Origin of the sequence: Paenibacillus oryzisoli, from assembly GCF_050467285.1 — a bacterium.
GTDB classification, from domain to species: Bacteria; Bacillota; Bacilli; order Paenibacillales; family NBRC-103111; genus Paenibacillus_E; species Paenibacillus_E oryzisoli_A.
In genome coordinates this window covers 144,384-167,243 of record NZ_JBCMUN010000004.1, presented here as the reverse complement: position 1 = coordinate 167,243, position 22,860 = coordinate 144,384, and the positions used below count along the sequence as shown (strand labels likewise).

Genomic DNA, 22,860 nt, shown 5'->3' with positions numbered 1-22,860 from the left:
CGAATTTTGAACATTTCCCCTATGTTGTCCGCGATCAATAGCGGCGACGGACTCAAGCAAGCGATCGGCATTCAACTGTTGAGCAAATCAAGCGATATGCAAGCCGGCTTGACCGGCACGATGCTGCAGGATTTTGCCCAAGCACAGGCGAAGGTCACCGCTGCATCCGTCACACCGCATCTGGGCGCGAATCTCGACATTCGCGTTTAACAAAAGAAGCTCTACCTTCTCGAGAAGGAGAGCTTCTTTTGCGTTAGAGGGCAACCGTTGTGCTACAGAGGAGCTTCTCCCTTCAAAATCTGCATAAACGCCTGCAGCGGCTGGGACATCCACTTTTTAGGATGAAGCAGTACTTGCAGGTCCATGGCTAGATGTGCATGTGGAAAAGGCAGCTGCACAAGTGTTCCCTGACTGAGCTCCACATCCGCCGCAATGCGGGGCAGCAGTGCGATGCCCAGCCCGTTCATGACGCAGCGCTTAATCGCCTCCAGGTTGCCCAGCTCAAAACCAATCCGGAGCGCGACATCGTGCTCTTTGAGCAATCGCTCAAACATGCCGCGGTACAGGCAGCCGTCTTCCGTTACGATGACTTCTGTACTTCGGAAGTCGGCGTAGGCAAGCCCTTCGCCGCGCTCCGCAAGCGGATGATGGGGAGGGGCGATGAAGACGAGCGGCTCTTCGCGAACCAGGGTGCAGGCGAGCGTTGGGTCCGCCGGAAAATGATCCAACAGGAGGCCGACGTCATAGTCGCCTTCGCGCACCTTGGTAAGGATGGAAGACTCGCTGTCGGGCACGAGCTGTATGTTCAGGCCGGGATAGGCCATTTTCAGCGTATGCAGATGGGAAGGTAAATAATAGGCGGCGAGCGAATGGATTGTACCGATCGTCAGCGTGCCGGTCAGTTGATTGGCGACGATTTCTTTGGACTGGTCATAGAGCTCCAGCATCTGAACGACGATCCCTAGCAGTGTTTCACCCGGAGCGGTCAGTCGCAGCTGGCGGCCGTAGCGCTCGAATAGCGGGACTCCGTATTCGCGCTCAAGCTTTTGAATTTGCATCGTGACGCTGGATTGCGCGTAGCCAAGCTCCTCCGCAGCCCGGGTAAAGCTGGCTCTTCGAGCGACTTGTCGAAACGTTCGCAAGTAGGTCAGGTCCATCTTGCCCCTCCTTTTCATCAATATTTTTGATGACCTTCATCATTTATTATAGCTAACTGTGATGGAATGTTCCATGCTAAAGTAAATGTACAAATTCTTTTTGCCAAGGAGTGGGAGCCGTGCTGCAGGAAAAAGACTTAAAAGGCATCTTCGTGCCGATCATTACCCCGTTTGACGAGGCGTTCGGCCTGGATGCCGGATCCTTTTACAATCATGCGTTGCAGTTGTTTCAGGACGAGATTCACGGGCTTGTCGTGGGTGGGACAACAGGAGAGTCGCCGACCTTGACCTCGGAAGAAGTGCGTGTGCTGGTTGCGACAGCGCAGGCTGCGAGGGAAGCGGCGCAATCCGCTGCACCGATCGTGGTCGGAACAGGGACGAACGATACGGCAGCTAGCGTGAGGAAGACCGAGCAAGCCGGCAACCTGGGCGCGGATGCCGCACTCGTCGTCGTACCTTACTATAGCCGGCCGAGCCAGCAGGGGATTATTGCGCATTTTAAGCGGATCGCCGAAGTGGGGGTGCCTGTGATTCTGTATGAGATTCCGCAGCGCACCGGGGTTAAGCTGGAACTGGATACGGTGAGAGCGATTCTGGAGCTGGACGGTGTCATCGGCATGAAGGACAGCACATCGGATACGACGTTGGTGACGGAGCTGTCGCGTCTCGGTTCCAAGCCAGTATTATGCGGAGACGATGCCTTGTTATACCGTGCGCTGGAGGCGGGTGCTGCCGGAGGGATGACGGCGTCGGCTAATGTGGAGACGAAACGTTTTGGCAAGGTATTCCGTCAGTTTAGCGAGGGTGAGCGCGAGCAGGGATGTAAAGCGTTTGAGGAGCTGCTGCCGCTCGTCCGCCTGCTGTTCCAAGAGCCGAACCCGGCGCCGCTCAAGTGGCTGCTCGCTGAGGCTGGTGTGATTGCTTCCGAGGCGCTGCGTTTGCCGAATGTGCCGATTACGGAGAGGCTGCAGGCGAAGCTGCGGGAATTTCAAGTGTGAAGGGAGACGCTGAATATGAGGATGGAGCGGAAAAAAGTGTTTACAGGTTCACCTTGGGAGCCGCAAGTCGGCTACTGCCGGGCGATTCGCGTCGGTGACCGGATTGAGGTCGCCGGCACGACAGCGATGAAAGACGGCGAAGTCGTGGGAGAAGGTGATGCGTATGCGCAGACGCGGTGCATTTTGACCACGATTCAGGAGGCGCTTCGTGAGCTGGGGGCAGAGCTGTCGGATGTCGTGCGTACTCGTATGTTCGTCACAGATATTTCGCAGTGGGAGGCGTATGGGCGTGCGCACGGGGAGTTTTTCTGTGATATTCAACCTGTGGCTACGATGGTGGAAGTACAAGCGCTCATCGATCCGAGGCTGATGATTGAGATTGAGGTCGAGGCTGTGGTGGGATGATTCAGGGGCAACCAGGGGTACAAGAAAAAGTGACCTCGTTAATGGAAGTCCAGTTGAACAAGAGCGCGTCTACAGGCTGATTTTCAGGACTGGGATGCATTCGGAGTGGGCATCAAGTCTGCAATAAAGCAGGAATTTTCCTTTTTCCCTTCCGGATTCGATGACATGCCTGCAGAATCGCAGGCATTTTGCGAAAAAGGTCATTTTTGTGGAAAAAGCCTGCCCATTTGCAGGAAATCGTCTGTCCTCCTAGCCGGATGCCCAAGCCATTACAGCACAAAGCCTCAAACAACGCGGCATGCGCAGTTTGAGGCTTTTAATGTAGGCGGGCAAATTACCCAACCCGCTTCCCCACAATAATCAAATCCCGCTCCAATCCGTCGAGCTCCGCAACTTGCGGGAGATGCGCCCAATCGGCGAAGCCGAATTTGCGGAAGAGCTGAAGACTCGGCTCGTTATGGCCGAAAATAAAGCCCAGCACCGTCTTGACCCCAATTCTGGGGCAAGCGGCGAGTGCCTGCTCCATCAGGTGCCGTCCGATGCCCTGTCCGCGATAAGTTTCGTCGACGTAGATGGAGATCTCGGCGGTAGCGTTGTAAGCGGGTCGGCCATAAAAAGACTGGAAGCTCAGCCAGCCGCAAAGCCCGCCACGCGCGTCCTCCAGCACCCACAACGGGCGAAAATCCGCCGAGTGCTCATAAAACCAGCGCTCCCGGCTGGCTGCGGTGACAGGCTCTGTATCGGCCGTGACCATGCGACCGGGGATTGTGGAATTGTAGATCCGAACGATGGCCTCCAAATCGGCGAGTTCAGCATCGCGGAGGCGGTAAGGCAATCCCATCACGTTACACCTTCTCTCCAAACGAAATCGCCGACAGCTTGTCCCAATAACGCGCGATCGTCGCCGTACCGTTATCCCAGTTTTCCAAATGGAAGTGCTCGTTCGGCGCGTGTAAATTTTCGCCCGGTACGCCAAAGCCCATCAGCACGACCGGCGCGTTCAGTACACGGCCCAACACCTCGATGATCGGGATGGAGCCACCGCTGCGTGTATACACGGGCCATACCCCAAATGTGGCCTCATACGCCTCTGCAGCCGCTACCATGACGGGTTCGTCGATCGGCGTGATAAAAGGATTGCCATACAGCTGGCGATCCAATTGGATCGTGACGCCTGGGAATGCCTGTGCATGGATATGCGCTTCAACCGCATCCATGATTTCTTCGGGCTGCTGTGCGGCGACAAGACGGCAGGCGATTTTGGCGCTCGCCCTGTTCGGAATGATCGGCTTAATGCCTTCGCCCTGGAAACCACCGCTGACGGAGGTAATCTCAAGGGTAGGACGGGACGTTGTCTGCTCGTAGAACGAGTAGCCTTGTTCCCCGTACAGCTCGGAGACCTGTAGATCCGTGCGAACTTTATTTTCATCCGGCGCGACCTGTTTGAAGGACTCCCGCTCTTTGTCAGAAAGCGCAATAACACGATCATAAAAACCTTTAACCGCCACACGTCCTTCTTCATCGTGAAAAGAGCTGAGCAGCTTGGTCAGCGCATGAATCGGATTCTGCACGGCGCCGCCGAACAGTCCGGAATGCAAGTCGCTATTTGCACCGTCGACGGTGATTTCAAATCCCGCCAAGCCGCGCAGTCCGTACATTAAGGCCGGTTTGCCCAGGCTTTGCATTTGTGTATCCGAGAGGACGATGGTGTCCGCTTGCAGGCGTTCTTGGTGTTTCTCAATGAAAGCAGGCAGATGCTTGCTGGCAATTTCCTCTTCACCCTCGATGCAAAATTTCACATTGACGGGGAGCGATCCGGCCGTTTTCAAGAACGCCTCAACCACTTTGACATAGAGAAGAACCTGGCCTTTGTCGTCCGTGCTGCCACGCGCATACAGCTTATTATCTTTAATGACCGGCTCAAAAGGGGGCGTTTCCCACAGCTCCACAGGATCTGCGGGCTGCACATCATAATGCCCGTAGACAAGAACGGTCGGTTTACCCGGCGCATGCAGCCAGTCGGCATAGACAACGGGATGGCCGCCGTCTGTGGGCAGAATGTCCACATGTTCGAGCCCGGCTTTGCTCAGGGAAGCGGCAATCCAATCGGCGCAGCGCGCCATATCCGGCGCATGCTGAGCTACGGCGCTAACGCTCGGGATTCGTAAAAACTGCTTGAGCTCTTCTATGTGTGCATTTTTGTGGGCTTGCAAATGCGTCAACACTGATTCTAACATAGGTCAATTCCTTCTTTCATGGACATGAATAAGTACCTTTACCATCATTTCTTTAACTTCCCCAAACAAGATGAAAATCCTTCTAATTTTACAATGAAAATATAGCAGAGTCTAATGCTGCAGCGCCCGGCTCATAACTGTGCCCTAAATTGGTTACATTAATAATAGAGAGCGAATCCAAATATGGGGTGAGTTTTTTATGAAATGGGTGTACTGGGCAAAACTCTACGATACCAAGTTCCAAGCGGGCTGTCTGGCTAAGCGCATGGAAGAGGACTGGTGGATCTACGGCTATGAATGCCCGCAGGAAGTTGAGGTCTATAAATCTAAAAAAGGCCGTTTCGGCGTACGCTACAATACGTAATCGCCTGTCGGCAGCTGGAAAAATAACGCTTGACTTCACTTTCCGAGGTAGTGTATATTTGTTTTTGTCGCACATGCGACATGAAGACTATATCGCGGGGTGGAGCAGCTCGGTAGCTCGTCGGGCTCATAACCCGAAGGCCGCAGGTTCAAATCCTGCCCCCGCAACCAAATTTTTATTTGGGCCTATAGCTCAGTTGGTTAGAGCGGTCGGCTCATAACCGATTGGTCGGGGGTTCGAGTCCCTCTGGGCCCATAGCACGGAAACCCTTGATTTGTAAGGGTTTTTTATTGTTTTTACAGGAAAAATGAACTTCGGGAGGATGTCCGTATGTGCCGTAATATTAAACCGTTATTCAATTTTGAACCGGTCGCAACGGAAGAAGAGATTCGTGCTGCCGCTTTGCAATTTGTTCGTAAAATTTCGGGATTTACTGCGCCATCAAAGGCGAATGAGGCTGCATTTGAAGAAGCGGTGCAGGGCATTACAGAAGTCGCTCAGAAACTTATGGACTCTCTCGTCACCCAGGCCGAACCTCGCAATCGCGAAATAGAGGCGCAGCGCGCACGGGAACGAAATGCGATTCGATTCGGGACAAAATCATAAGAAAAGGGCGGTTTCCTGGACTTCGGAAAGCGCCCTTTTTTGTTGTTTTGGCGACGTTGTCTATCAATCTGCGGAACGCCCCTGATCACTTCGCATAGTATAGAGTAGACGAAGAGAAAGGGTGACAACTCATGGCGAAAGGGTTTGATTGCGCAACGCGTTTAACGGAAGCAACGGCTGCTGCTTTTGCCCGGGACGGTTATGAATTTGCAGCCCGTTATCTTGTGCCGAGCGGCGCGAAGGCGCTGACGAAAGCGGAGGCGGATACGATCTCTAAGGCTGGGATTTCGATTATTTCTTGTTTTGAGACGACGGCGGATCGCGCATTAGGCGGCAGAGCAGCCGGGCTTGCGGATGGCAAGGCGGCGCTGCAAGTAGCTGCCAGCCTTGGTCAGCCATTTGGCAGCTGCATTTATTTCGCTGTCGATTTCGACGCTACCGCGGCGCAAATGCCGACCGTGATTGCGTATATTCAGGCGGCAAGCGAAGCGACTCCGAATTATACGACCGGCGTATATGGTTCTTATGCGGTAATTGAGGCTGTGTATGCGGCCGGCGCCTGCTCCCACTTCTGGCAAACGTACGCCTGGAGCGGCGGAAAAAAATCAACCCACATGCAGCTCTATCAGTATAAAAATGACGTGGTCGTGGGCGGCATTCCCATTGATTACGACGAATCTTATGGCAATGAAGGCTGGTGGCAGACGGATGCCGCACCGCAGCCAGGTCCTGATCCCGTCACCCTGGCGGCCAAAGACGCGAATGCGATCATCCCGTTCCTGTCAGCCGGATATATGGCGACAACGTCGGCCGCGGCGCGCGGGGAGTTCCACCGCTTGGCGAATGAGCTGCGCAAAGCCTCCGGCCAAGCGCCGCAATAGCAGAAGCCCGATCGCAGGACGATCGGGCTTTTCTGCGCTAGCGCATCTCGGCGCTGCGGATGTACCAGCGCTCCTCGAGCGACGCCCGCTCGAGGTGAAAATGAATCCGCCGATGCTTCACGGCGGAGGCGCCTTCCGGCGTCGTCGAGACGTCGACGTCGGTGTCGTACTGAAGGAGCCGGGAGACATCCGGCTCCTTCGCCTTGGACAGGCGGCGCATGCTGCGTACATGCACCGCCTGTTCTTCCCCTGTGGCGGCCTGCAGCAGCTGCAGGTCGCCTTGGTGGGCGGCGCTGATCCAGACGTCGATCAGCGCCAAAGGCGGGAGCTTGCTGACGTAGTCGTTCAGCAAGCCGGCGGCCCGGTGCACCATGACCTGGTGCGCCGGGTCCATGGAGCGGGAGCGGTGGGTCACGCTCCCGAGAAAATGGATGCAGAAATGACCGTTGAAGTCATTTCCGGGAATCCCGTCGCCGCCGTGCGGCATGCCGTGCATCGAGGCCGCGAGCGTGCGGCCCTCGTACTTGATGAGCACGGCGCGGCGGTTCCAGCTCCAGCTGCCGCCGTAGATCGATTTCAGCGTCGCGGAGTCCTCCTTCGTCAGCGGCTGCACATCCGCGTGGCTGGAGCCTGCGCGGCGCTGCCCTTCGAAGCTCAAGCCGCTCTCGACGTCCACGATGGTGAACGAGCTGAATTTGGGGATAATGCGATTCGCATCCTTCCAGGGGAGCAGTTCGCCGTAATGTTTTTGGCGCAGGGACTGTACTTGCATTTTTAATGTGTTTTGAGCCTCTGAATCAAGGACATTGAAATGGTGTCCGACAGGGTCGACCACTTGTCCCGTTGGTGTCACATAGACGCGCTGTTCTTGGCCTTTTTGCCTAAAAGTCAGGGCTGTATCTGGAAGGAGCGGCTCCGAATAGGCAGTGCCGGGCGTTCGTTCTTCCAGGGCGTGGAGCACTGCTTTATCCGTGAAAGTGGCTTCCGATTGATACTGCGCGCTCGGTGAGGCTTTGACCACGAGTCGGATCGTGCTGTCAGCTCCGGCGGCTTGAGGCGATGACGGTGGTTCTTCGAGAACAGCAGCGCTGCCGGACATCCATACACCTGAGCTCAACAGGAGGACGAGCAGTCCGGAAAGCAGGTATTGGGATCTTATGCGGAGCGCACAACGTACAAACATGGGACAGTTCCTCCTTGATTAATTGGCATAGATGGCTGTATTAAGTTTTTGCCAGTTTGGCTGTTTTTATCAAGGGAGAATTGGGCTTTAGGGGAAGAAATGAATCATGCATTTACAAGTGGAATGTTATAGACATGACAGAGCTTTCCGGGAAGAAGTCATAGCTTTAATGCAAGAGCATTAGTATTCAAACAGACATATGCCTAAAACTATCCCAGAGACAGCAAAAAACCCTTGATTCCTCAAGGGTTTTTTCGTATGACCTGTAGTGGGCTCGAACCACTGACCCCTACCCTGTCAAGATAGTGCTCTCCCAGCTGAGCTAACAAGTCTTAGAAATATAGCGACAAATAGTAATATACCAACTATAACTGATATTGTCAAGCGTTTAGCACTTATCGTTTAGCCCAAAAGAGAAAAAGTTTCAACAGGCGAGAACCTGTTCTCCGCGATTTTTTGGATCTTGGCAGATAGGGCGCATTGCCAGCCGTAGTTGGAACGCGATCGGTTTCAGGAGCAAGCAGCAGAGAAAGTTCCTCGTGGGTCAAGCCTTGCGTTGACATGATTCTTCATCAATCCTTCTGTGGTAGCATTGACGTTAATGTATCATATTTGCCTAACAATGCCTATAGGACTTTCATCTTATCTCAATTTGTGGTAACTTGATGTCATTAGAGTTTGGGAGGAACAGAGGAAATGACGAAACAACAGCATCGATGGAATTTGCGCTTGAAAAGCAGCAATATGTATTTGGGGACGGTCTACTTAAGCGAGCCGCTGCCGGAAGTCGAAGATGTGATTATGATCGGGGATAAAAAGTATTCGATTCTCGAAATGGGTTCTACGCGGGATGCCAGTGACGTTTTTGTGGAAGAAGTCAAAAAGAAGTAGGGGACAAGGGCCTTGTACGAGGTCCTTTTTTCATCCATACAAAATGGAAAAGACTGATTCACTCTAAGGAGGATCGAGTGATTCAGTCTTTTGAGCTTGCGCCTACATCAAAGGATTAGCGTTTGTAGCCGCCAAGGGATTGCTCGGCGATTTGCACTAATCTTTTTGTGATGTTGCCGCCGATGGAACCGGCATCACGTGTTGCCAAATTACCGTTGTAACCAGAAGGGGAGAGAGGGACACCTAGTTCTTGAGCGACTTCGTACTTCAGTTGATCCAGTGCTGCTTTTGCTTGTTGTACGACTAAAGTGTTTGATCTAGCCATTCAAAATCATCTCCTTTTTTATGGTACACCAGTATTATTTGAATGTTCAGATTATTTATGCATGACTTACTAAAAATTTTTTGAACATGTAAAAGCCCGCAGATTCAGGTCCGCGGGCTTACGTTGTTGTCTTATTAGGCGATGGCGCTGTCTGGCATGCTAGTTTTCTTCTTCACCGTTATCTTCCGTACCTTCTTCTTCGTTCTGATATACGATTACTTCGTCCAGCAACATGCGCTTCACCTCCTAGCCCTATATAAGCTCAATTATAAAATGGTTTGGTAACGCTTTCAATGGGGCAAGCCCTTTCATTCGAAATTTGATGAGATCTTAATGTTGTTGTCGAACGATGTCTATTTTCACCCCAATGCATGTTTTTCTATTCGATGAATATAGATGAGGCAAGACAGCAAATTTTCTTGAAGTTGTCAAGGGGATGGGAGGGGTCCGAATGAAACGGTCGGATGTGATTTTGGAATTGCAGCTTGTTCCAGAACTGCTCAAGCAGGCGGAAGCGATCTACACGGATGCGATTTCTGAGCTGAACTGGGCCAAGCATGCCTTGCTCTCGAAGGAGTGCGAGGTGATTGGCGAAGGTATGGTTACGGGCAAAAACGAGCTTCAGCGGCAAGCGGAGATGTGGCCGCATACGAAGGAGCTACAGGCCCAGGTATTGCGTAAGGAAGAGCTGGTCGAGCATACAAAGGTGGAGTTTCATTTCTATAAAAGGAAACTGGAAAATTTGCAGATTATTGCGAAGCTGATGACCATTTTATAAGAAAATATAAGAAAAATTGAAATTTTCGACGCAACTTGCGATTACCTTCCCGAGCAGTTGAGCATCCTAAGGGTAGATTTTGTCAAAGTTCAGTCTCGGGAGGACATACACAATGAATAGAGCTTCGCTTCTAATGACAGCTGGTATTGGCGTAATGATGCTGGCTGGCTGCAATCAAGTTCAATCGGTTTCCGGTGTCGAGGCGCCGGCCGCGCCAACGCCCATTCAAGTCAAGTTAATCGGCGCAAACGGGCAAAATGTAGGCAGTGCACAGCTATCGGCAGCACCGGAGGGCGTGCTGGTTCAATTGGAGGTCAGCGGTCTTCCTCCAGGCGAACATGGTCTGCATATTCATGAGAAAGGCGTTTGTACCGCTCCTAAATTTGAATCGGCTGGCAGTCACTTCAACCCTACAATGAAGGAGCATGGCTTCCTCAATCCGAAAGGCGTTCATGCCGGCGATCTGCCGAATTTGGAGGTGGACAGCCAGGGTAAAGGCGTGTTTAAAGCGGTAAGTCAGGCTGTCAGTCTAACCCCTGGCGCTTCGAACTCTCTGCTTAAGGCGGGGGGCACCAGCATCGTTATTCATGAGAAACCGGACGACCTGAAGACAGATCCATCTGGCAACTCCGGCAGCCGCATTGCATGCGGTGTTGTGAAGTAAGGGAAGGAGCGGTATAAAGTCTCATGATAAAAACACAGGATCTCAAACTTCAAATGGACGAGCTAACCAAACAGAATGATCTGGTGTTAATTGAATTGGAGCAGGTGAAACGCATGCTGCTGTCAGGCGGTCAAGGAGGTTCAGAAGGGCAAGGACAAGGGCAAGGCTCAGGTCAAAATCAAGCCCAAAGCCAAGTTCAAGCCCAAGGTCCGGGGCAGAACCCGGGTCAAAGACAAAACGATTACGGGCAGAGCCAATCGTATTCATCAGGCGGAAGCGGAGGCGGCAATGGCGGTGGCTCATCCGACGCAGACCGAAATGCAAATGGCCAGGGCGGTCAAGGTTTCAGCAATCAGCAGGATCAACAAAATCAATTCCGCTCGATTGGGCAGCAGCAGGATCAACAGCAAGGCGCGAATCAAAGCGGCGGCAGCAATAATGCCTACAATCAGAGCCAATCGGGTCAAGCCAATTCTAATGGACAGAGCCAAGGCCAAAGCATGACGAAAGTATCGGATCTTGCAAATGAATTGCTGAAAATCAAAGAGCTTGTTCTGCAGCTCGAAATAAAGACTTCACAATATGTCAGCAGCCAATCGAACGGTAGTCTGACGGAGAAGGATGCCGTTAACCTTATTCTGACCCTCATGAACGGCATGGTAGATTGGGCCAGCGAGTTTGTCTCTTCCAAAGCGGCATCGAGCGGTCAATTGCAATAGAATGTTTCGGCATAATAAAAAGACAAGGCGTCTGCACTTGTCTTTTTTGCTTGAATATGAAAATGATGGCGGATGGGAGTTACCGTTCATGAGAGACGGGAGCCGCTTTAAAGTTGAGCTGTTTGGCACAATACTCAATGATCTCGCTTCTTCGTACAATCCCAATGAACTTATCGGAATCGTCCACGACCGGCACAAAGTTTTGAACTTTGGCAAGATCGATAAGATCGACCATTTCGGCGTGAATGTGGACAGGCTTGTTATTAACGCGAAGCGGGACTTCCGACAGCACGTGACGATGGGCGTTATCGAAGCTGACCGTCTCCGAGTTTTTCAGAAACCAGAGCAGATCGCCTTCTGTAATCGTTCCCATATAATGGCCGTCATCAGAAATGATCGGTACTGCCGTATAACGATGAAACTCCATACGTTCAAGCGTTTGCCGCAGCGTCGCCTGAGGCGTGGCGGTGATGACTTCGGATTTGGGTAAAAGAAAAAAAGCAATATTCATGAGTGCACACTCCTAAAGCTGAGAATCGTACGTTTAGTATAGCAGACTTTGCGTATAGAATCTAAATCTGTGATGGATGATAGAAGTGAGGTGATCGCGATGAATCGAGCGTTAACAACGGCTTTAGTGGGAATTGGCGCGGCTCAGTTATTGAAAATTCCCATCCATTACCTGCAATTCCGCAAGTGGGATATTAGCCAAGCAGTGCAAACTGGCGGAATGCCAAGCTCGCATTCCGCCGGCGTATCGGCACTCGCATCTTATATCGGACTCAAAAAAGGATTTGCGGCTTCCGATTTTGCGATGAGTGCAATTTTTGGAGCCGTGGTCATGTACGATGCAATGGGCATTCGGAGAGCGGCTGGCGAGATTGCCGTGGAGGTCAACGATCTCGATGTGCAAGTGGAAAAACTGTCGAAACGCCATCCCGGCATATATCATATTCGCAGGCGCAAAGCGCTGAAAGAGCGGCTCGGTCATTTACCGCGGGAAGTGCTGGCAGGCTCGTTGTTTGGGCTTGCGATTGGCGCATGCAGCTATTGGATGGAGAAGAAGTAGAAAGATGACTCGCGATCCTGTGGACAACAGTTCGGGAATGGGATAAGATCAATAAACGATCTTAGAGAGGAAGTTGACCACATGGATACGATTCGCGTTACAACACGAGAACATCTAGAACAATGCTTTGCCGTCCGCATGGATGTATTTGTCCGGGAACAGCAAGTACCTGAGCATTTGGAAATGGATGAGAAGGACGCTTCGCCGGAAGCCTGCCATCATTTTCTAATCCTAAATGGCCAGGAGCCGGTAGCTGCCTCGCGCTGGTACGAATACCAGCCTCACATGGCCAAACTGCAGCGGGTTGCCGTATTGAAAGCGTATCGCGGCCGTTCGCTGGGCAAACAGCTTATTCTGGCGATGGAGCAGCAAGCCAAGGAACTCGGCTGCACCTCATCCATTCTCGATGCGCAGTGTCAAGCAGAGGGCTTCTATGCGCAGCTTGGCTACCAAGTGATCTCCGAGGAGCCGTTCTATGACGCAGGCATCCTTCACGTGCGAATGAAAAAGGTGTTGTAACCGGATCAGCTTGCGGCATTGTCTTTTAGCGTATCTCCTCTATCGGCCACAGGGAAGGTCAGAATAAAGCGGGTGCCTTTATCAAGCTCGCTCTCCACTTCCAGGGTCCCATGGTGATCCTGCACGATTTTATAGCAAATGGATAGCCCGAGACCGGTTCCCGTCTCCTTCGTCGTGAAAAACGGATGGAAAATCTGCTCCAGGTATTCGCTCGGAATGCCAGGGCCATTATCGGCAATAATCAAAGTCGCGTTCTTCGGATCGCGGCTTACTTGTATGTGGATGCAACCGTTTGTTTCCATCGCTTCGCATGCGTTTTTGATAATGTTCAGCAAGAGCTGCGTCATCTTGTCCTGATCCATGAGCATGAATATTTCGTCCGCCGCCATATCCTGAAAGTGAATCACATGGCCGGAGCTTGTAGCCTCCGATTCCATGAGGGAGATGACCTTGAGAATGCAATCATGCAAGGAATCCGTGCGGAAATCAGTACGATGCGGCTTGGAAAACTGCAGAAATTCCCCCGTTAAATCACTCATTCGGTCCACTTCATCCATAATCAGGTTGTACCACGTTTCAATGTTGTAACCGCTTGCTTTTGCCAATTGTAGAAAGCCTCTGACCGTCGTCAAGGGATTTCGGATTTCATGCGCCATACCTGACGCAAGCTCCCCGACGACTCGTAACTTCTCAGAGCGCTGCATATGCTCTTCCTGCTTCAGCAGCGAGTCGCGCTTCTTCATAAATAGATTATGCTCGGCGTGTAAAATAAGATCATCTTTTGTTTGCGCATCGCTTGGATATGTCGCGATACCGTATGTATTCTGGATGCCCGTCAGCTTGGGCAGCTCGGAATCGAGCTTGAGCTGGATGGAGGCGTTTTTCAGCGTGATATGGTCGAGCGGCATGACGACCGCGAATTCGTCACCACCGTATCGCGCGATGAAGTGCGCGTCTTTGAACAGGATTTGCAGCAAATCGGCCATTTGCTTGAGAATGAAGTTACCGGCCTGAAAGCCGCCGGACGTATTCATCGCCTTGAGATCGTTGCAATCGATAAGAATGAAAACGAGCGACTGTTTATTTAGAATTAATTGCTCCAGCCGTCGATGAGCTTCTTCAAAATTATAGAGACCTGTCAGCGAATCCTTCTGAGCGATAACCAGGGGCTCGCTGTGCAGACGTTCTTTTTTTAGAAACTGGGCGCTCGCCGTATTGCAGAGCAGTGCAACGGCCGAGAAATCCAGCAAGCAGTTCAGTCCGTACAGCCATGTCTTGGCTTCGGAATGAACAAAGATATTCATGATCAGAAGATAAGCAGCGGCATAAACAAAGGTGCCGGTCCAAAGCTTCTTTTTATCCGGCGTGATGAATGAAAAACGGGCGAGGGCTAAAACGTAGAGTGGATAGCATAGATTAGAGTGACCTGCCGCATGCAGCAGACAGATGCTCAGCAGATGAAGCCAAGGGATGATACGGTGGCTTTTTTGCAAGCGATACGTCAATAAACAAAGGATGAGTCCGGTCAACATCAACGGGATGCTGACGGCAGTGTCTTGATACAAGGCGAAAGCTGAATATAAGCAAGCATAGACATAATAAATCCACATCGTAACCACACAACGACCTCCTAGCAGATTGGCACCGTGCAAACACTTTTGTGTGACAATTTCTCTGTTTATCAGAAAATCCCTTCTCCGGACAGGAAACTTAATGTAAACTTAAGCAGAATTGGACAAAAAAAACCTTTAGACGCAAAAGTCCAAGGTTTTTGTCGAAAAAAACTATGTCAGGTCGATGATTTGATGCTGCAGGGCAAAGGTCATTTGGCCGGTCCGACCGATATAATCCTGCATCGAATCGTCGTAATGCATCAAGTAGATCCGCTGCTGGACCTCTTCCGGCAGTGTCAACAGTTCTTCTAATGTCGTGTGTACGAAGCCTTGACCGCTTAATTGACAATCATGGAAAATGGTGTGACAATTTCGTTGTTGAATCACTTCACCAAACAGCAGCTCGGGATTAAACCGGATGTCTGCACTGTAAAAGGTACGGTCATTAATGAAAAGCGAATAGCTAGGTTTCAGCTGGATATGCTCCGTCTGAATGATCTCTACGGTTAAACCCGGAAACAATTCGACGGGCGTACGCTCAGGCAGCAGGACGACATCGAAGTAATCTTCAAGGGTAAGGAAGTTTTCCGAAGGACTGTACAATCCGCCCTTGAGCGTGTTCTCCCAAAGAGGAACAGCCAGCGACTCCGCTATAAACAGTTTGGTGCGTTTGCGGCTAAATTCGTAGAGAAGACGGAAAGCCATTTCTTCCAGTCCGCCTACGTGGTCTGCATGGATATGGGTAATCAGGATACCATCGATCCGATCCGGCTGGATCTGAAGCTCATGCAGGGAGCGTGGGACCGATGAGCCGCAATCGATCATAACCTGCTTGTCCTGCGTGCGAAGCAAAGCACTATTATTATAGTGTTTCTTAGCAAACGCACTGCCGGTTCCCAACATCTGAATGTGCAAACTCATGAATCCGCCTCCGATTTTCGACAAAAATCCATCTTTTTCTAATGTAGCATGTGCGCTGGGAGACTTCAACCTTTATTCTTGACGAGACCGTGAAAAGGGATATTCAAATTGATTTCATTAAAAGGTGTTGATCTGCATGATTTGGTTAATCGCAGGGAGTATTGTGATCGTTGTAATCGCTTTGATCGTCGGCGTTTCCATCTTCGTGGGATGGCGGCTGACGCATCCGAAACGAAAGCCGTTGGAAGAAGGGCCAGCCGACTACGGACTCGCGCCTAGGCAGATCGTCTTTCCAAGCCGATTGGGGGATGTCAGTCTCGACGGCTGGTTTTTTGAAGCTGTACATGAGCCGCAAGACATGACAATTATCATGTCGCACGGCTATGCCGGCAATCGGCTGGAGATGGGGCTGCCTGCGCTATCGCTTACGCAACAGCTGGTGGAGGCCGGCTATCATGTGCTTATGTTTGATTTTCGCAACTCCGGGCTGTCGGAAGGAACGACGACCACCATCGGCTATCTGGAACAGCAGGACGTGCTCGGCGCGATTGATTGGGTGAAATCGCATATCGCTTCGCGCATCGTGCTGCTTGGCTTTTCCATGGGCGGCAGCGCCTCACTGCTGGCCGCAGCTGAGGAGGAAGCTGTCCTTGGGGTGATCACCGACAGCGCGTTCAGCCAGCTTCATCCTTATTTAGTGGAAAATTTGCCGGTGTGGTCAGGGCTGCCGCGGATCCCATTTACCCCGCTGATCTTGACGTTTTTGCCCCGGTTGGTCGGTATAAATCCGCACGCTGTGGACGGCCTGACGGCTGTCGACCGGATTGCCCCGAGGCCGGTTCTATTCATTCACAGCCATGACGACCCGGCCATTCCCAGCTCGAACAGCGTCCAGATGTATGACCGTCATCCGGCGCATTTTGAGCTGTGGACGACGACCGGCGCGGGACATGTTGGGAGCTACCGATTGTATGCTGAAGCGTACGTCAAGCGTTTGTTGAATTTTTTATCAAAATTTTAGAATTGACGCAACTCTTCCTCCTGGCCGGAGTATAAAGATGCAGACAGACAGATGACTAACGAGGCTGGAGGGCTAGAGAATGAAAGTTCAACGGATTTTTGCGTTGATGGTTGTGTTGTTTACATTGAGTACAGCCGTAGTGGTAGGCTCATCGATTTGGGGGGAGTATAAAGGATACAGTATTGCCCGTCTTGTTGTGAACGGGAATACCAAAGAGTTTGCCGATTCGGACGTCCCGCCGCTCATCATTGACGGGAAGACCGTTCTTCCGCTGCGCGCGGTGACGAATTCGCTGCAAGGTCTCGTCACTTGGGATGATGCCAGCAAAACCGCTTATTTGTATAAACCGAATGTGCATATGTTCTTTACAACGGAAGTGAAGAAAGATTCGGCCATTGTGCCGTTTGGTGTTGTGGAGCGGGGCAAGTCCGCGGACTTTATCGTCTTTGCGCAAGTGGATAATTTGAAAACGAGCATTAACTCGGTCAGAGTTTCCGTGATTTCCCCAAGCGGCAAAAGCGTTATCACGCCGGTCGAGAAATCCATTACCGAATCCAAGGAGTCGTTTTGGTTAAAAGTGCCGCTTTATGGCGTATCTTTCGATGAGTATGGCACCTATGTGGTCAGCTTTGAAATGCAGAGCGGAAGCAGCGACTACGCCGTCGTATCCGAGAAGCAAATTCAATCCGAATAGCATATTCCCTCACGCGAACTGGTTTGACCTCTATCTGCGAAAATGATAGGATATTGAGGTAACTATTATTTGATGAAATGAGGTTCTGCCTGTGAGCGATGAGAAGCATGATCATGTACACGGCCCGGACTGTGACCACGATCACGACCATGGGGAAGATGTTTTTATCGTAACGGACGAGAACGGGAAAGAGCATGAGATGGTGATGGTCTATACCTTCCAATCTCAAGATCAAGCTTACGCGGTATTGCTTGATCGCAACGATCCGGACGCTGATGGCGTCATTTTCCGTGTTGAAGAAGAAGACGAAGAGGCTTATTTGGTCAACATTGAAGATGAGCAAGAATGGGAGCGCGTCGTAACGATTTACAATGAAATCGTAGCCCAAGAAGGCGACGAATAAGCGCAATTCGTACATAAGCGATAAAGAAGACCCCCTAGCGATCTGTTAGGGGGTTTTAATTTTGCTTTATTTGCGAGGATTAAAATACATGGTCCGGCCATTGAATAAATGAAGTTCCGCTTTCAATAATTTGCTGAGATATTTGCAATATTCGTTGCCCTTGCTCTTGTCCCCATGGGTTGCGTTGTCGGGCAGGACGAACTGCACGTAATGGCGTTGCTCATCCGGGCTTCCTTCCGAGCCGACACCAATGACGATGTTGCGGTACAGCGCATTCGTCCCTTTCAGATAAAACCATTTGCCTTCGCCTTCCGGCTTCGTCTCGATGGTATACGGAAAACCGGCCTCGTCATATTCCCAGCCAAGCTGCTTGGCGGTTTGACCGAGCTGATCACGGTAATGCAACAGCTTTTCCTTGATTTCATCCAAGGTAAGAGCGGAGACGGCGGATCCAGATACGAATTTAATATAAGCGCTTTGAGCCATTCCTTGATCACCTCATTCGCTAAACATCTTCCCTATCATAGCATCCTGAAAACGGTTTTACAATATATCCCTGCAGGGAGCCGGTGGGCTAGGGACAACGAAGCTAGAAGATCGCTTGCGTCTCGACAATGACTTTGACGTTCTGAACGCTGCGATCTTCGGGACCTTTGACAGGCAGCCCTACTTCTACATGGTCGACGATGTAGTCGATCAGCTCTTGGGTAATAACCTCGCCTGGCAGCAAAATCGGAATGCCTGGCGGGTACACGTAGATGAATTCCGCAATGATCCGGTCGGCGGATTCTTTGAACGGGATGACTTCCGTTTCGCCATAGAACGCGTCGCGTGGCGTTAGCGTCAATTGCGGGATGGCCGGCACTTCAATGACCACTTCTTTGACTTCGGCCACGTCATCGTTAATGTGGGAAAGCTCGCGCAACGCCGTCAGCAGCGTCTCGACGTCCTCGCGGGTATCGCCAGGCGTGATCAGGCACAGAATGTTATACATGTCGCTCATTTCAACTTCGATGTTGTAATGCTCACGCAGCCAGTTCTCGACTTCAAAACCGGTAATGCCGAGCTTGCGCACGTGAACGCACACTTTGGTCGGGTCGTAAGTGAAAGTTGCTTCCTCGCCCAAAATCTCATCTCCGAAGCAGTACAGATTCGGGATTTCGTTAATGGCACATCGTGCATGCTGAGCAAGCTCGATCGTACGCTCCGCCATGGCACGGCCGTTCAAGGCCAAGTGGCGGCGGGATGCATCCAGTGATGCGAGCAAAATGTAAGACGTCGACGTTGTCGTCAGCATCGACATAATCGTTTGAATGCGCTTCGGATTAACGCGCGGCCCTTGTACATTCAGCACGGAGCTTTGCGTCATGGAGCCGCCGAGCTTATGTACGGAGGTGGCCGCCATGTCGGCGCCGGCTTCCATTGCGGACATCGGCAGCTTGTCATGGAAATGCGTCAGCACGCCGTGCGCCTCATCGACGAGCACCGGAATATTGTAAGTGTGGACAAGCTCCACGATTTCTTTCAAATTTGTACAGACGCCGTAATACGTCGGGTTAATGACGAGCACGGCTTTGGCATCGGGATGCTTCTCAAGCGCGCGGCGAACCGAGCGGACAGGAATGCCATGGTCGATACCGAGGTTTTTGTCGCGCAGCGGCTGAATGAAGACAGGCTTAGCGCCGACGAAAATAATCGCCGCCAGAATCGATTTATGCACGTTGCGCGGCACGATGATTTTATCGCCTTCGGAGCAGACAGACATGATCATCGTCATGATCGCTCCGCTCGTACCTTGGACGGAGAAGAACGTATGGTCGGCGCCGAACGCATCCGCAGCCAGCTTCTGCGCTTCCTCAATGACGCCCATCGGCTGGTGAAGGTCATCGAGCGGTGCTATATTAATGAGGTCGATGGACAGGGCATTGTCGCCGATAAAAGCGCGAAACTCCGGGTCCATGCCAACCCCTTTTTTGTGGCCAGGAATGTGAAACTGAATTGGATTTTTCTCTGCATGCTGAAGCAGTGCACTGAACAGGGGAGTAAGGGTATGATCCACCTGAATATCGCTTCCCTTCTATCGTAGATTGCTTGTCGAATAATGAACAAACTTAATTGAGTATAACAAAATGGGCCGCGCATGCAAGCTAATTTTTTGAAAATAGTTTGTACGATTTTAGGCGAAACTAACAGTCATCCTGCCAAATTCGTGAAGTAAAGGAGAAACCCGGATGGAAACCGTGACAAATAGGGCTAAAGCGGGGAAATTTTCCCCCTTTGTCATTGAATTATTAATCATTATGTTCATCGTTGAATTTGTAAAAGGGGCCTTGCTGATCACGATCCTGCCTGTGTATCTGAAAACGTCGCTCGGCGCCTCGGCCTTTATGATCGGCTGGGCGCTGGCGGCGCAGTATATCGGCGATAATGCGCTGAGAACGCCTGTAGGCTGGTTAATCGATCATTTAGGCTATCGGACGATTATGCTGTCAGGCGTCTTGTGCACGTTCATTTCCGTCATCCTGATGGCCATCATGATGAGCCCCGCCTGGATCGTGCTGGCGTGTGTGCTGCTCGGCGCTGGCACAGCACCGCTGTGGCCGTGCGTCATCACAGGCGCGACTGAGGTGGCCGGTGAAAACGGCAAAGCGACGGTGCTGAGCGTCGTTTATATGGCATGGCTGTCCGGCGTGGGGCTCGGGCCGGTTGTGATTAACTTCTTTATCCATGGCAGTGCATATGGACCTTCGTTTCGACTGCTGCTCGGCTGCATGACGATCGTAGTCGTGACGGCGCTGCTGCTGCCGAGGAAGAAAAGGGCGGAAACCCGGGAGCGACAGGTGGAGGTAGAAGGGACCAAACTGCCGCTCGGCGTGCGAGTTCGGCAGTATTTGCAGGAAGTTCGCCGCTCCATGACCGTCAGCCCGCTCATGTTTCCATTGATGTTCGCCCAGACGTTCGCGCTCGGCATTCTGACGCCGATATTGACGCTCTACGCCAAGGATGTGCTGAAGCTGTCTTCGCTTCAATATAGTATGTTTCTGATCGCAGGAGGCGCGATCACCGTCGTCTTCCTGCTTCCGATGGGCAAAATTGTTGATAAGACCGGCATTCGTCCATACCTGATCGCGGGCTTCTCCTGCGCTGCTGCAGCGCTTCTGCTGTTTACGTATGTGACGTCCATGACCTCACTCTACGTGCTTGTGGGACTGCTTGGCATCGGGTATGCGTTTATTATACCTTCGTGGAATGCACTGATTGCTTCGGCGATTCCGCCGGAGAAGCGGGGGGCGGTGTGGGGCTTCTTTCTAACAATAGAGGGCCTTGGCATGATTATTGGGCCGATTGTCTCCGGCAAGTTGTGGGACGTGTATGGCTACCACGCACCGTTTGTGATGAGCGGCTGCGTGCTCGTGGTGCTGCTTGTTCTTCAAATGTTCATTTCCATCCCCAAAAAAGGTATGGTACGATAATAAGAAAATGATAGGTTGGAGGCATTAGGCATCATGGGCAAACAGATTGGAGTCATCATGCTGCTGTTGATGACGATTTTCGTCGGCTTCGGAATCATTATTCCGATTATGCCGGAAGTGGTAAACGGCGCGGGCGCGCAGTACCATAATGCGCTGCTACTGTCGGTTTACTCGGCGGTGTCTTTTTTTATGTCGCCGTTTTGGGGCGGATTGTCGGACAGGATCGGGCGTAGACCCATTATTTTGATTGGACTCTTAGGATTTAGTGTCAGTTTCGTCATTTTTGGCGTGGCCAATGATCATCTGTGGATTATGTACGTGTCGCGGATTCTGGGCGGACTGTTCTCCGGTGCGGCAACGGCATGTGCCGTTGCGTACGTCGCAGACATTACAACCGTCGAGAATCGGACGAAAGGCATGGGGATGGTCGGGATGTCGATCGGTCTCGGCTTTATTTTTGGTCCGGCGATCGGCGGGATCGTCAGCAAGTGGGGAACGTATACGCCGTTTTTCGTGGCGGCTGCGATTTCCTTGGCTTCGTTCGTCCTTGCATTTACGGTGTTGAAGGAATCGCTTACACCGGACAAGCGCCGTTCTGTGAAAGAGAAAGCGCCTTCCCGTTGGACCGCTTTCTCCGGCTCGTCGAAGTATTTGTTCGTACTGTCGTTCTTCGTCACGTTCACGCTGGCAGGTCTGGAAGCAACGCTCCAGTACTACCAGATGGATAAAATCGGCGCAACGCCGTTCGACATCGGCATGATGTTCCTTGCCAGCGGCGTGGTCGGCGCGCTCATTCAAGGCGGCGTTGTGCGCCGCCTGGTGAAGCAAGGCTCCGAGCCGTTCGTGATCGGCGTCGGGCTCGTGTTGTCGGCGGCTGGCTTCTTCCTGCTGCTGTATTCCAGCAGCGTGGCGACGGCCGCGATCTACTTATCTGTGTTCGGCGCAGGCAACGCGCTCATTCGTCCATGCGTGACGTCGCTGATTACCCAGCGGACGACGGTAGGGCAGGGCGTCGCTTCGGGCCTGAGCTCCTCGATGGACAGCCTCGGCCGCATCATGGGGCCGCTGCTCGGCGGCGCCGTGTTCGCCATCGCGCACGAGCTGCCGTTCATCATCGGCGGCGTGCTGTGCCTCGCCGCACTGCTCTTGCTGCAGCGGTTCATCCTGACGGATCGCCGCAAGGTAAGAGCGCAGCAGGCTGTCTAGCTGCTCGCAAAAAAGCTGCACATCGCAACTCCGGTAAGCGGAGAGCGGTGTGCAGCTTTTTTTGTCTTTACCGAGGCGTCAAGCCATGTAAAATAAATTGAATCGTCCGTTCCAGCTCCAGCTCATCGTCCCAGTCATTCTCAGGCAGCAGCAGGAAGCGGAAAATGACGAAGCCGATCATGGTCGTGGCCACCATTCGCATGGTGGCAGGAGGCGGCAGCTCGATGAGCTGGCCTTGCGCCTGAAAGTGGCGAATGGCTTTATACGCCTTTTCCAACACGAGCGGAGCGACTGTGTCCTTGAACTGCTCGCGCAGCTCAGCATGGAAAGGAATCTCGTGCAAAAAGATTTTCAGCACATGAACATGCTTGCGGGCAAATTCAAACCGGTTCCGCAGCACAGCGCGTAAAAACTGCTCGACGTCCGGGTAATCAGCCTCGAGGACCTTGGTAAAATCTTTGACAGCAAATGGCGCGACAAGCTTTGCCATGATCGGCGCCACGATCGAGAGCAGCAGTTCTTTTTTCGTTTTATAGTGGCGGAAAATGGTTCCCTCGGCTACGCCAGCTTTCTGCGCAATCTCGCTGGTGGAGGAGCCGGCAAACCCTTTTTCCGAGAAAATCTCGACAGCGGCTTGCACGATCTTGATCTGTTTATCCGTCATTTTCTCTTCTTCATCGTTCAGGCGCAGCAGCTCCGCCAGCCACGGCTCTATGTCAGACATTGCCCTTAC

At 52.0% G+C, this 22,860-nt stretch carries 28 protein-coding genes and 3 tRNA genes; 19 read left to right on the top strand and 12 right to left on the bottom strand.

Going from position 1 to position 22,860, the window contains the following annotated elements:
• Nucleotides 1-6 precede the first annotated feature (6 nt).
• On the top strand, nt 7-210 hold the full coding sequence (locus ABE504_RS05445) for a putative motility protein (RefSeq protein ID WP_126143419.1): 204 nt from the start codon (nt 7-9) through the stop codon (nt 208-210).
• 62 nt (nt 211-272) lie between these two features.
• Here the strand turns inward: ABE504_RS05445 and ABE504_RS05440 are convergent, their stop codons facing one another.
• Nucleotides 273-1,157 carry a LysR family transcriptional regulator gene (locus tag ABE504_RS05440; protein WP_430085554.1) on the bottom strand — a complete coding sequence of 295 codons (885 nt, stop codon included), beginning with the start codon at nt 1,155-1,157 and terminating at the stop codon, nt 273-275.
• Nucleotides 1,158-1,276: 119 nt separating this feature from the next.
• Between ABE504_RS05440 and dapA the strand changes: the two genes are divergently transcribed.
• A complete protein-coding gene (dapA, locus tag ABE504_RS05435) occupies nt 1,277-2,155 on the top strand; it encodes a 4-hydroxy-tetrahydrodipicolinate synthase (protein WP_430085551.1) in 879 nt (292 codons plus the stop codon).
• 21 nt (nt 2,156-2,176) lie between these two features.
• Nucleotides 2,177-2,560, top strand: a complete 384-nt coding sequence (locus ABE504_RS05430; RefSeq protein WP_430085745.1) for a RidA family protein — start codon at nt 2,177-2,179, stop codon at nt 2,558-2,560.
• Between the two features lie 334 nt (nt 2,561-2,894).
• On the opposite strand, the gene ABE504_RS05425 is transcribed toward ABE504_RS05430, so the two are convergent.
• Both ABE504_RS05425 and ABE504_RS05420 read right to left on the bottom strand, forming a co-directional pair.
• Complete coding sequence (locus ABE504_RS05425; RefSeq protein ID WP_430085742.1) at nt 2,895-3,401, bottom strand: N-acetyltransferase family protein; 507 nt, start codon at nt 3,399-3,401, stop codon at nt 2,895-2,897.
• 4 nt (nt 3,402-3,405) lie between these two features.
• Nucleotides 3,406-4,797: a dipeptidase gene (locus ABE504_RS05420; RefSeq protein WP_430085549.1), complete on the bottom strand. Its 1,392-nt coding sequence runs from the start codon at nt 4,795-4,797 to the stop codon at nt 3,406-3,408.
• Nucleotides 4,798-4,996: 199 nt separating this feature from the next.
• Here ABE504_RS05420 and ABE504_RS05415 point away from each other — a divergent pair, with 199 nt between their 5' ends.
• The 5 genes from ABE504_RS05415 to ABE504_RS05395 all read left to right on the top strand — a co-directional run bounded on the left by ABE504_RS05415 (nt 4,997) and on the right by ABE504_RS05395 (nt 6,648).
• On the top strand, nt 4,997-5,161 hold the full coding sequence (locus tag ABE504_RS05415; protein WP_164716669.1) for a hypothetical protein: 165 nt from the start codon (nt 4,997-4,999) through the stop codon (nt 5,159-5,161).
• A gap of 93 nt (nt 5,162-5,254) precedes the next feature.
• A tRNA-Met gene (locus ABE504_RS05410) sits at nt 5,255-5,331 on the top strand.
• 11 nt (nt 5,332-5,342) lie between these two features.
• A tRNA-Ile gene (locus ABE504_RS05405) sits at nt 5,343-5,416 on the top strand.
• Nucleotides 5,417-5,491: 75 nt separating this feature from the next.
• Complete coding sequence (locus ABE504_RS05400) at nt 5,492-5,767, top strand: DUF2277 domain-containing protein (protein WP_430085546.1); 276 nt, start codon at nt 5,492-5,494, stop codon at nt 5,765-5,767.
• Nucleotides 5,768-5,898: 131 nt separating this feature from the next.
• Complete coding sequence (locus tag ABE504_RS05395; protein WP_430085544.1) at nt 5,899-6,648, top strand: DUF1906 domain-containing protein; 750 nt, start codon at nt 5,899-5,901, stop codon at nt 6,646-6,648.
• Between the two features lie 37 nt (nt 6,649-6,685).
• On the opposite strand, the gene ABE504_RS05390 is transcribed toward ABE504_RS05395, so the two are convergent.
• Both ABE504_RS05390 and ABE504_RS05385 read right to left on the bottom strand, forming a co-directional pair.
• On the bottom strand, nt 6,686-7,831 hold the full coding sequence (locus ABE504_RS05390) for a hypothetical protein (RefSeq protein ID WP_430085542.1): 1,146 nt from the start codon (nt 7,829-7,831) through the stop codon (nt 6,686-6,688).
• A gap of 259 nt (nt 7,832-8,090) precedes the next feature.
• Nucleotides 8,091-8,163, bottom strand: a tRNA-Val gene (locus tag ABE504_RS05385).
• Between the two features lie 364 nt (nt 8,164-8,527).
• On the opposite strand from ABE504_RS05385, the gene ABE504_RS05380 reads away from it, so the two are divergent.
• Nucleotides 8,528-8,722 (top strand): hypothetical protein, encoded by a 195-nt coding sequence (locus tag ABE504_RS05380; RefSeq protein ID WP_430085539.1) that lies wholly within the window; start codon nt 8,528-8,530, stop codon nt 8,720-8,722.
• 115 nt (nt 8,723-8,837) lie between these two features.
• Here the strand turns inward: ABE504_RS05380 and ABE504_RS05375 are convergent, their stop codons facing one another.
• Nucleotides 8,838-9,047: an alpha/beta-type small acid-soluble spore protein gene (locus ABE504_RS05375; protein WP_126143428.1), complete on the bottom strand. Its 210-nt coding sequence runs from the start codon at nt 9,045-9,047 to the stop codon at nt 8,838-8,840.
• 451 nt (nt 9,048-9,498) lie between these two features.
• Here ABE504_RS05375 and ABE504_RS05370 point away from each other — a divergent pair, with 451 nt between their 5' ends.
• The 3 genes from ABE504_RS05370 (at nt 9,499) to ABE504_RS05360 (ending at nt 11,208) form a co-directional block, all read left to right on the top strand.
• Nucleotides 9,499-9,825, top strand: a complete 327-nt coding sequence (locus ABE504_RS05370) for a hypothetical protein (RefSeq protein ID WP_430085536.1) — start codon at nt 9,499-9,501, stop codon at nt 9,823-9,825.
• A gap of 112 nt (nt 9,826-9,937) precedes the next feature.
• Nucleotides 9,938-10,489 carry a superoxide dismutase family protein gene (locus ABE504_RS05365; RefSeq protein WP_430085533.1) on the top strand — a complete coding sequence of 184 codons (552 nt, stop codon included), beginning with the start codon at nt 9,938-9,940 and terminating at the stop codon, nt 10,487-10,489.
• A 23-nt stretch (nt 10,490-10,512) separates the two neighbouring features.
• A complete protein-coding gene (locus ABE504_RS05360) occupies nt 10,513-11,208 on the top strand; it encodes a hypothetical protein (protein WP_430085530.1) in 696 nt (231 codons plus the stop codon).
• A 79-nt stretch (nt 11,209-11,287) separates the two neighbouring features.
• Here the strand turns inward: ABE504_RS05360 and ABE504_RS05355 are convergent, their stop codons facing one another.
• Nucleotides 11,288-11,719: a CBS domain-containing protein gene (locus ABE504_RS05355; RefSeq protein WP_430085527.1), complete on the bottom strand. Its 432-nt coding sequence runs from the start codon at nt 11,717-11,719 to the stop codon at nt 11,288-11,290.
• A 99-nt stretch (nt 11,720-11,818) separates the two neighbouring features.
• On the opposite strand from ABE504_RS05355, the gene ABE504_RS05350 reads away from it, so the two are divergent.
• Both ABE504_RS05350 and ABE504_RS05345 read left to right on the top strand, forming a co-directional pair.
• Nucleotides 11,819-12,277 carry a divergent PAP2 family protein gene (locus ABE504_RS05350; protein WP_430085524.1) on the top strand — a complete coding sequence of 153 codons (459 nt, stop codon included), beginning with the start codon at nt 11,819-11,821 and terminating at the stop codon, nt 12,275-12,277.
• A gap of 81 nt (nt 12,278-12,358) precedes the next feature.
• Complete coding sequence (locus tag ABE504_RS05345) at nt 12,359-12,796, top strand: GNAT family N-acetyltransferase (protein ID WP_430085521.1); 438 nt, start codon at nt 12,359-12,361, stop codon at nt 12,794-12,796.
• Between the two features lie 5 nt (nt 12,797-12,801).
• Here ABE504_RS05345 and ABE504_RS05340 read toward each other — a convergent pair whose 3' ends face one another.
• The gene (locus ABE504_RS05340) at nt 12,802-14,406 is read right to left on the bottom strand and encodes an ATP-binding protein (RefSeq protein ID WP_430085739.1); all 1,605 of its coding nucleotides are present in this window, start codon (nt 14,404-14,406) and stop codon (nt 12,802-12,804) included.
• Between the two features lie 174 nt (nt 14,407-14,580).
• A complete protein-coding gene (locus tag ABE504_RS05335; RefSeq protein WP_430085518.1) occupies nt 14,581-15,330 on the bottom strand; it encodes an MBL fold metallo-hydrolase in 750 nt (249 codons plus the stop codon).
• A 136-nt stretch (nt 15,331-15,466) separates the two neighbouring features.
• Here ABE504_RS05335 and ABE504_RS05330 point away from each other — a divergent pair, with 136 nt between their 5' ends.
• From ABE504_RS05330 to ABE504_RS05320, 3 genes are all read left to right on the top strand, one after another.
• The gene (locus ABE504_RS05330; protein ID WP_430085516.1) at nt 15,467-16,351 is read left to right on the top strand and encodes an alpha/beta hydrolase; all 885 of its coding nucleotides are present in this window, start codon (nt 15,467-15,469) and stop codon (nt 16,349-16,351) included.
• 79 nt (nt 16,352-16,430) lie between these two features.
• Complete coding sequence (locus ABE504_RS05325) at nt 16,431-17,045, top strand: stalk domain-containing protein (RefSeq protein ID WP_430085513.1); 615 nt, start codon at nt 16,431-16,433, stop codon at nt 17,043-17,045.
• Between the two features lie 91 nt (nt 17,046-17,136).
• Complete coding sequence (locus ABE504_RS05320) at nt 17,137-17,448, top strand: DUF1292 domain-containing protein (protein WP_126144431.1); 312 nt, start codon at nt 17,137-17,139, stop codon at nt 17,446-17,448.
• Between the two features lie 66 nt (nt 17,449-17,514).
• Here the strand turns inward: ABE504_RS05320 and ABE504_RS05315 are convergent, their stop codons facing one another.
• Nucleotides 17,515-17,934 (bottom strand): DUF1885 family protein, encoded by a 420-nt coding sequence (locus tag ABE504_RS05315; RefSeq protein WP_430085510.1) that lies wholly within the window; start codon nt 17,932-17,934, stop codon nt 17,515-17,517.
• Nucleotides 17,935-18,037: 103 nt separating this feature from the next.
• Nucleotides 18,038-19,507, bottom strand: coding sequence for an aminotransferase class I/II-fold pyridoxal phosphate-dependent enzyme (locus ABE504_RS05310; RefSeq protein ID WP_430085507.1), 1,470 nt, complete (start codon nt 19,505-19,507; stop codon nt 18,038-18,040).
• 172 nt (nt 19,508-19,679) lie between these two features.
• Here ABE504_RS05310 and ABE504_RS05305 point away from each other — a divergent pair, with 172 nt between their 5' ends.
• Together ABE504_RS05305 and ABE504_RS05300 are read left to right on the top strand one after the other, a co-directional pair.
• Nucleotides 19,680-20,921 carry an MFS transporter gene (locus ABE504_RS05305; RefSeq protein ID WP_430085504.1) on the top strand — a complete coding sequence of 414 codons (1,242 nt, stop codon included), beginning with the start codon at nt 19,680-19,682 and terminating at the stop codon, nt 20,919-20,921.
• 33 nt (nt 20,922-20,954) lie between these two features.
• Nucleotides 20,955-22,127 (top strand): MFS transporter, encoded by a 1,173-nt coding sequence (locus ABE504_RS05300; protein WP_430085502.1) that lies wholly within the window; start codon nt 20,955-20,957, stop codon nt 22,125-22,127.
• A 67-nt stretch (nt 22,128-22,194) separates the two neighbouring features.
• Here ABE504_RS05300 and ABE504_RS05295 read toward each other — a convergent pair whose 3' ends face one another.
• Entirely contained in the window at nt 22,195-22,851 is a 657-nt protein-coding gene (locus tag ABE504_RS05295) for a TetR/AcrR family transcriptional regulator (protein WP_430085499.1), read from the bottom strand.
• Nucleotides 22,852-22,860: the final 9 nt, after the last annotated feature.